We start from the raw sequence: 7998 nt of genomic DNA on the forward strand, positions 1-7998 counted from the left end.
TGGAGCCGCTCGCGAGGCCCACGATGCCGGTCGCCGCGACCGCCCCGCCGAAGGCGGAGAGGACCGAGCGGCGGCTGACGCGGGCTGTGGGCGGACGCGGGGGGAGGGGTTCTGACGGGAGCATGGCGACGTCCTTCTTCCGGGGTCGAGTCAAAGGCGGCGACGAGCCGGAGAAGTGCGCCCTACCAGCGCGTTGTGCCCAGGATGTAATCTACCTCACGCTCGACTTGATAAGAACGAACTCACGATCTCGGGTTGCGGAGGGAGGGGGGCGCCAGGGGCTCCCGTTCAGAACGGGACCTGGGTCCGGAGCAACCCCTCTGCCGGGGCCCGGCCGCTCAGTGCTCGGCAGAACTCGAACGCGTCCATGGTGAGGTTCTCGCCCGCGCCCGAGTGTCCGCCGTGCTGCCACCGCCCGCCCGCCGGGCCGGTGAGCTCCAGATCGTAGGCCTGCCCGTGGCGGCCGGCCCACTCGGTCACCACGTCGTCGACGATCACCCCCTCGTGTTCAGGGGTCGCCGTCATGGGGGCTCCCGTCGCGGCGGCGATGTCGATGCGGTGCATGAACGGATCGCGGGTGAGGATCACGTCGAACAGGTAGCCCATGGACCACCACTCGCCGTTGTCCTCCATGGTCTGCTTTCTCATCACGCCCGGTGCGCGCCGACGGTTCCTGGCGGCCCTGGGAGCCAGTCGGCGCACCTGCGCGATGAGCTCATCCGTTGACAGGCCGGCGTTCTTCTCCACCTGTAGAGCCGTCATCGCGTCGATCGCCTCGCAGCCCTCGCGCTTGGCGCGCTTGCCGGTCGCCACCTGCTGGCGGATCATCTCCGGCCAGCTGGCGAGCATCTGGATCATGCCCAACATGTGCCCGGCCATCGCGCGTACATCCCACTCGGTGCAGTCGGTCTGTGCTCCCCAGTCCTCGGGCCGCAGGCCCTCGAGCATGTCGGCGACCCGGTCGTACTCGGTTGCGGCAAGCCGCTCTGCGACGTCCCGCTGTAGCTGTGGCAGGCGGGGATCGGTCTTCGAGCGGTGTTGCCCGGTTGTCGTAGTCATGGCGGTGTGCCTTCCTGTGTGGTGGTGACCGGGACGCCGGTCGGGATGCCGACGTCGTGCAGGTACATGTCGATCGCGCGGTCGAATAGGCGGGCCCAGCGATCGCCGCCGGGGTCGTTGGCCAGTTGGGCGTCCGCCATGCCGCCCACCACTGCCACGTAGAGGTCGATGTCCTCCCGGTCGGTGATCCCGATCTCCGCGAGGCGCTGACGCAGCCCGTCGAGTACGAGCACCGCGGGCGCGTATGCCTCCGGGCTGGGCACGAAACCGGGGATGGTGCGCTGATTCATCAGCTGGAACCGGGCGAGGTCGCTCACGCAGAAGTCGAAGTACGCCCGCGCGTACATCCGGACCGTCCCCCGGGCATCCGTCGGGCGTCCCTCGTCCAGCGCCTGCATCAGCTCCAGGCACTCGGTCCAGGCCTGGGCGAACATCGCGTCGTAGATGGCGTTCTTGGAGTCCACGTGGGAGTACAGCGACGGCGCCTTCATCCCGACGCGAGCCGCGACATCGCGAAGGGTGAGCTGAGCCAGGCCCTGCTCACGGGCCACGTCCCACGCGGCGTCGATGATCTCCAGCCGTGTCGCCTCACGTCGTTCGGCTGACCTATCGCGATTCGGTGTGCCTAACATGGTTAGGATTGTGCGCCGGTGATCCGGTCCTGTCCAGAGGCGAACGGGTCGCGATTCGGTCTCGATGCAGACGCGGTCCTCGCGCAGCCGGGGAGGGTTAGAGTTGGGCCGATGAGCACAGGAGCAGCCGACTCCGGCGACGTGGCCGGGTTGGCGCCGGGTGTCCCACCCCGACTGGTTGCGGACTCGGTGGCAGAGGCGTTGGTGATCATCCGCGACAAGTGGACGTTCCTCATCATTCGGGAGCTGTTCTTCGGAGTGAGCAGGTTCACGGATCTCGAGAACAACCTGGGTGTGGCTCGCAACGCGCTGTCCCAACGACTCAAGGCGATGCTCGAGAGCGGCCTGATCAAGCGCAAGCAGTACAGCGAGTTCCCGCCGCGTTTCAGCTATCACTTCACGGAGAAGGGTCGAGACCTGTATGGGGTGTCGGTTGCTCTCATGCAGTGGGGCGACCGGTGGCTGGTGGACAAGCCCCCGCTCAGTCTTCGCCACAAGTCGGACCACGGGGCGGTCGAGCAGGTGATCCGCTGCAAGGAGTGCGGCGAGACCCTGTCGGTGTTCGACGTGGAGTACCACTACGAGCCTGACGCGGTTCAGAACCTCGCGGAGACGGGTTCCACTGCGGGCGTCCCGGATCGCTACCGGCCCAGAGACTTCCCGGGGTCGTAGCGCCCGGTCGACCCGCGCGTTCGCCCCGTCAGAGCAGGGCTGCGGCGGCGGCCTCGCCGGATCGGCAGCAGGCCTCCAGGGACGCGCCCAGGAGGTAGTCGCCCGCCAACGACATCCGGCCGTCCAACGAACGCGACTCGGTGGCGATCTGGTCGAGGAGTCGGGCGTGGTGCCGGCTGTAGGCGCAGTAGGCGGCGGACCAGTGTCGCCAGGTCCAGTCGAGCCGTTCGGGTAGTGGCCGACCGAATGTGTCGGACAGGTTCGCCTCTGCGCTGGCCACGAGGGAGTCGACGTCCGCACGTGTGGGGGAGTCGAGTCGGCCCCGCCGGCCGGAGAACGTGAAGCGCACCAGGTCGCGATCGGTTGTGCCGTAGGCGCCGGCGTTGCTGCAGGGCCCGTCGCCCATGGCGACGGCTCGGATCTCGCTGGTGAAGACATCGTCGGCGTACTTGACCACGGCGACGGTGGCAGGGAAGTAGCGCACGGTGCTCAGCAGTCGCCCCAGCTCGGGACGGTGTGGGGCGAGCAGCGGTGCGGCGGCGTGGGCGGGAAGGGCGAGGATCACGCCGTCGGCGTCCCGGGTGTGAACGTCCCGGGTGTGTGACGACGACGAGGTGGTCCACTGCACCTGCATTCCGGTGGCGTGGGGGCGCAGTTCGGTCACGCGGGAGCTCAGCTGAACGTCGAGGCGTGCCGGGACGCGGTCCAGGGCGGGGGCGAGTCCGTGGTCGAGTTGTTCGAAGGTGTCGGTGAGCAGTCCGAGGTTGGTACCGAGGGTGCCGAGGTAGGCCTCATCGGGCTCCGCTCCGTTCATACGCACGGTGGCCAGTCGCAGCAGGCTGCTGGTCATCCGAGGGCTGAAGTAGTCGGTGAGCGCGGGGTCGTCGCGGCGTGCTGCCAATCGCCGGAAGGTCGGGGAGCCGAGGAATCGGGCGTCGTCGTGGCGTCGCACTGCTCGCGCCAGCAGAGCGAGGCGAAGCAGGTCTCGGGGCGTTCCCATCTGAAGGAGGGAACGCAGGCTGGTGAGGGGGCGTGAGCTGTCCAGGGGCAGGAGTCTCGTGCCGCGTGCTGTGGAACGTGCTGAGGAGGCCACTGTGGAGGTGTTGATGCCAAAGTCCTCGAAGGTGCCGTCATCGAGCTCCGCCAGCAGCGCCCGCAGGTGGGAGTAGCGACGACCGATGTTCTTGCCGCCCATCATGATCGGCCTCTCGCCCAGGTGGCTGGGACCCGTGCGGCCGCCGAGAAGGTCCTCCGACTCCAACAGCAGCACGTGATGTCCGTGGCGTGTGAGGGCCACGGCGGCGGCGATGCCCGAGATCCCACCCCCGACTACCGCGATGCTCCGGACGGTCATGCGATCTCCGCGGTGGCTCGGAGCGTCACGTCGACAGTGGCGATGCTGGCGCCGAGCTGGATCAGGGACACCGTGAGACTCGCTTCTTCATGGGTGGAGAGTGGGACATCGGCCACTCGGGCGTACAGCGGCGGACCCAGTTCGGCAAAAGCGCTGAACCTGGCGTGCATGGAGACGAGGTCGCCCGTGACCGCCAGGGCCGGGCAGGTGGCGTGGGCGGCTTGGCGGCATGCCTCCACGATGACGGCCGCACTGACGTGGTCGAGGGGATGGTCGAAGAAGCCGGCGTGATCCGTGCGGACGATCACGGGCCAGTCCCGTGGCGTTTCCGCGTCGGGTGCGGCAATCACCACGTTGTCCGCGTTCTTCCGACCGAGATGTCCTGGCTCAAGGGGCAGATACCGCGGCGGGGTCGCCGGTGTGTGATCGCGGGCGCGTTGCATCCCGGGCTCGCGGAGCGAGCGGTAGAGCTCGGGTGCGAGGGCGGAGAAGGCAAAGGAGATCGAGGCGACGGCGACATCGTTCGCGTGGAGGGTCATCCGCAGCGTTCCGCCGGCGAGTTCTCCGTCAATGGTGCGGAGGTCGTCGGGGTGGCAGTGCAGGATCACGTCCCACGGTGGATCGCCGGGTTCGTGGCGTAGCGGGTGGACGATGCGCAGTTCCGCCGACCGGACCACAAAGCAGGCGTCGGGGGCGGCGCCGAGGTGACGAAGGCAGCAGAGGATCGCCGATTGCCGGGCGGCCTCCAGGACGAGCAGCGGGTCCACGAACGGCTGCTCCCGGTCGTTGTAGAGGGCGTGGCCCGCGGGGAGCTGGCAGGCCACAAGGAGGCGGTCGCCGTCTGTGGCCGAATCGGTCGGGAAGACCTCGGCGACGGCTCTCCGGTGGACGAGATTCCGGGGCACGGTGTGCGTGTGGGAGAGCTTAAGGCCCGATGTGGGTTGCATGAGCGGCCTCATGTGCGTGACTCCTGTTGCCTGTGAGATGGACGAGATTGGTGTTACGAATTTTGGTGATCGTTTCACCTCGAACGAAAGTTACCTGGTGACAACAACGTTCATTTCTCGTAACGTACCCGAGTGCCGACACAAAGTGATCGGGGTCACACGTACCGGGAGAGGTTGTCTACATGAAGATCAGTTCGATTACGAGGGCGTCAGTTGCCCTCGCAGGCGCGGCCGCGCTGGCCGTGGTGGGGGCCGGGGCCACCGCAACCGCCCAGGAGCCGGACGACGACTCGGGCTCACTCACCGTCAATGGTTCGGGTGTTCATTCGGACTCACTGGCGTCGCCGCAGTTCTCGGCACAGACGGATCCTTTGGACTTCTCGATGTGGGAACTGTGCGACCTGGACGTGTTCCCCCTCGGCGGACCCACCGGTACCGCCGGGCCGTTCGGAGCATGCACCGAGGTGCTGGTCATGGGCGGCGAGATGAACATCGGCGGACTCGAGGTGCCGGTCCTGGAGGGGAGCCTTCGAATCTCAGGTCAGGAAGTGTCTGTGCTTGCGCCTCCCCTGAACTTCCCGGTCGGCAATCCCGTCTTCGAGGGGGCCCCCGGAACCCAGTACGGCGTCGATCACCGGGCTCTCCCGGTTCCAGGCGGGGCGCTGGGATCGGCGGATGTCATCAACCTCACCAGCGTCAGTGCCTCTGTCGAGGCGGTGGATACACCTGTTCTCAACACCTTGGGTGGTGAGCTCGATCTGCCGATCCGCGTCAAGCTCGAGAACCCCCTGTTGGGCAACGACTGCTACCTCGGCTCGCCGCAGGAGCCGATCATGCTGGCTCTGCGAACGAGTGACTTCGGGGAGTTTCGTGCCGCGGAAGAAAAGTACGGTGCCGGTACGCCGGGAGTGTGGCTCGAAGGTGCGTCTGCAGCTGACGATGGCTTCGCCGTACCCGCAGCACAGGGCTGCGGCCTCGGAGGGTCCCTCAACTGGCTGGTGAACATGCGAGCCAACACCCCGTCTCCCGCAGGGAACAACTCGATCAACGTCGAGTACGACGCCTTCAACGCAGGAAATGTTCCGGTGAGGGAATGGAGGGCCAGCCAGGGCTAGGCACAACCACACGCCATCTCACCCCACTTCTGAACTCATCTCATCAAGAGAAAGGTAGATCACCATGGCTGCTCGTAGGAACGCCACTCGGGTCGCAATCGCCGCCCTCGCGGCCTCCGGACTCGCTCTCGCCGGTGCCGGTGCCGCATCGGCCACCACCATCACCCCTCCCTCAGAGGGTGTGACCGCCACGGGGACCGGCGCACCGGCGCTATCGCTGACGGTGCCCGCGTTCAAACTGGATTGCTACACCTTTGAAGCCACGGGCGAGACCCCCGCCAGCGGGGACGCCGTCACCCTCGATGCCGCCTCGGTCGTCGTCGAGAACTGCTTCATGAACAACTCCTTCTCGGTGAAGGTCGACGTTCACGAGGACATCACGATCGTCGTGGATCACAACGGTGGAAACCCCCAGGGTTCGCTGGTGATCCCCAATGGGGGGATGTCCGCGTCGTACAGCCAAGGTGCGGCCACGTGCGATCTTGCGGTCAACGCCAGCACGGTCGGACCGGTGCCCTACGACAACGGCACCGGTATCGCCAGTGCCGTCAACCAGAGTGGGGTCAACTTCACCTCCACGCAGAGCGGGTCGATACCGTGCCCGGCGTCCGGCACCGCCCTCGCCACCACCGAGCTGCAGCTTGAGCTCGACGGCGGTGGCAACCCGGTTGTCGGAGCTTAACGCTCTGGGGTGGCCCCCTGCCGGCGCATTCACGGCCGTTGCCTGCGAGAAGAAGGAGCGATCCTCTCGCAGGCAACGGCCATGTGTGTCGTAGTCGTGATTCAACCCCTCAGTAACCGGGCCGCAGCGTCGTTCGCCTGCGCGGCAGAGTCTGAGTTCCCAGAGATTCCAGCGGTCACCATGCAGCCCTCGACCAGTAGAAAGATGCCATCGGCCACGGGTGGCGGTGCTCCAGCCTCGGTTGCGAGCGCGTTCACGTAGGTTCTGAACCGGGTTTTGTGGCGACGTACCGCATCTGCGACCTCGGGCGATGTTCCCCCCAGCTCGCCAAATGCATTGATCCAGGCGCAGCCGCGATGTCCTTCGCCCGCGAGCCAACTCGAGAGCCAGTCAAAGATCGCCAACACCCGGTTCTCCGGCTGCGCTTCTTGGTCCACTCGCTCGGCGAGGGACTCGTGCCACCGTTCATCGCGCCGATCCAGCATCGCGACCGCGATCGCGTCCTTGCCCGTGAACAGCGAGTAGATGCGCTTCAGCGGCAGGCCGGACGCGGTGCGAAGAGCATCCATTCCGACGGAGTGGTAGCCACGTTCGTAGAAGAGCTCCTCGGCTGCATCCAGCAGCTGATCAGCTTCGGCGCGAACCGCCATGAGTTTTCACCTGCCCTCCGGCATTGCATTGAGAACGTACGTTCTCTACGCTATCAAATCAGCCGAGAACGATCGTTCTCAGCGGTTGAAGGAGTGAACCTGTGGCGTTAGTTGTCAAGCCGATCGCGACGAGCAAGGCCCCCGAACGTCCGGCCGTCAGCACGCTACTGGCCGCGACGCTCACCTCAGTAGCGGCTCTCACGTCCCTCGTTGCTCTGGGTGTCTTGTCCGGACATCTGCTGCTCATCCCGCCCATGGCGGCAAGCATGGCGCTCATCGCTGGCGCACCGTCTCTACCGTTGTCTCAACCCCGCCATGTCGTCGGCGGTCAGATGGTCTCCGCGACCGTCGGAGTCACCGTCGGGCTCGTCAGTCATTCGCTGTGGGCCGCCGCTGCCGCGGGTGGTCTCGCACTCGGCGCGATGCTGCTGACGCGGACGTCGCATTCTCCGGCGGCGGCAACCGCCGTCATCGGAGCAATGGCGGCGGGTGGACAGGTCTCCCTGATCGTCTGCGCCGGGCTCGCCGCCGTGGTGCTTGTGCTGTTCGGGCTGGTTCGCGCCACCTTCGATCGAACCACTTATCCCCAGTACTGGTGGTGAGTGAGACCCGCGGCTGGCTGCGAGCACCGCGGGTGGTGAATCGGTCACACCCCCAACTCCATCACCTCGTCCGCCCAGTGCTCGGCCAGCTGCAGATCGTGGGTGATCGCCAGGACGCCCAGCCCGCCATCGGCACGCCGGCGGAGGGTGCGGGCGATCGCGGCCGTGTTCAGCGGATCCAGGTGCGCGGTGGCCTCATCGGCGATCAGGTAGCGGGGACCCTGCGCGAGCGCACGGGCCAGACAGGCGCGCTGGAGCTGCCCGCCCGAGACCTCCGCGGGGCGG

At 66.8% G+C, this 7998-nt stretch carries 10 protein-coding genes; 4 read left to right on the forward strand and 6 right to left on the reverse strand.

Going from position 1 to position 7998, the window contains the following annotated elements; translation table 11 throughout:
* Positions 1–288: 288 nt before the first annotated feature.
* Positions 289–1059, reverse strand: a complete 771-nt coding sequence (locus G6027_RS05610; protein WP_182636171.1) for a maleylpyruvate isomerase family mycothiol-dependent enzyme — start codon at positions 1057–1059, stop codon at positions 289–291.
* Positions 1056–1691 (reverse strand): TetR/AcrR family transcriptional regulator, encoded by a 636-nt coding sequence (locus G6027_RS05615; RefSeq protein WP_182636173.1) that lies wholly within the window; start codon positions 1689–1691, stop codon positions 1056–1058. The genes G6027_RS05610 and G6027_RS05615 overlap by 4 nt, the downstream gene beginning before the upstream one ends.
* A gap of 111 nt (positions 1692–1802) precedes the next feature.
* Here G6027_RS05615 and G6027_RS05620 point away from each other — a divergent pair, with 111 nt between their 5' ends.
* Entirely contained in the window at positions 1803–2363 is a 561-nt protein-coding gene (locus tag G6027_RS05620; protein ID WP_182636174.1) for a helix-turn-helix domain-containing protein, read from the forward strand.
* Between the two features lie 28 nt (positions 2364–2391).
* Here the strand turns inward: G6027_RS05620 and G6027_RS05625 are convergent, their stop codons facing one another.
* Both G6027_RS05625 and G6027_RS05630 read right to left on the reverse strand, forming a co-directional pair.
* Positions 2392–3717 carry an FAD-dependent oxidoreductase gene (locus tag G6027_RS05625; protein ID WP_182636176.1) on the reverse strand — a complete coding sequence of 442 codons (1326 nt, stop codon included), beginning with the start codon at positions 3715–3717 and terminating at the stop codon, positions 2392–2394.
* Positions 3714–4664 carry a ScbA/BarX family gamma-butyrolactone biosynthesis protein gene (locus G6027_RS05630; protein ID WP_182636177.1) on the reverse strand — a complete coding sequence of 317 codons (951 nt, stop codon included), beginning with the start codon at positions 4662–4664 and terminating at the stop codon, positions 3714–3716. Before G6027_RS05630 ends, G6027_RS05625 begins: the two co-directional genes overlap by 4 nt.
* 182 nt (positions 4665–4846) lie before the next feature.
* Between G6027_RS05630 and G6027_RS05635 the strand changes: the two genes are divergently transcribed.
* Both G6027_RS05635 and G6027_RS05640 read left to right on the forward strand, forming a co-directional pair.
* Positions 4847–5779 (forward strand): hypothetical protein, encoded by a 933-nt coding sequence (locus G6027_RS05635; protein ID WP_182636180.1) that lies wholly within the window; start codon positions 4847–4849, stop codon positions 5777–5779.
* 64 nt (positions 5780–5843) lie between these two features.
* Positions 5844–6461: a hypothetical protein gene (locus G6027_RS05640; RefSeq protein WP_182636182.1), complete on the forward strand. Its 618-nt coding sequence runs from the start codon at positions 5844–5846 to the stop codon at positions 6459–6461.
* Between the two features lie 101 nt (positions 6462–6562).
* Here the strand turns inward: G6027_RS05640 and G6027_RS05645 are convergent, their stop codons facing one another.
* The gene (locus G6027_RS05645) at positions 6563–7111 is read right to left on the reverse strand and encodes a TetR/AcrR family transcriptional regulator (protein ID WP_182636183.1); all 549 of its coding nucleotides are present in this window, start codon (positions 7109–7111) and stop codon (positions 6563–6565) included.
* A gap of 101 nt (positions 7112–7212) precedes the next feature.
* Here G6027_RS05645 and G6027_RS05650 point away from each other — a divergent pair, with 101 nt between their 5' ends.
* Positions 7213–7713 (forward strand): HPP family protein, encoded by a 501-nt coding sequence (locus G6027_RS05650; protein WP_182636185.1) that lies wholly within the window; start codon positions 7213–7215, stop codon positions 7711–7713.
* Positions 7714–7757: 44 nt separating this feature from the next.
* Here the strand turns inward: G6027_RS05650 and G6027_RS05655 are convergent.
* Positions 7758–7998 (reverse strand): ATP-binding cassette domain-containing protein (locus G6027_RS05655; protein WP_182636187.1); only part of this gene is annotated, 241 nt, incomplete at its 5' end.

Origin of the sequence: Dietzia sp. SLG310A2-38A2 (assembly GCF_014145095.1) — a bacterium.
GTDB lineage: Bacteria > Actinomycetota > Actinomycetes > Mycobacteriales > Mycobacteriaceae > Dietzia.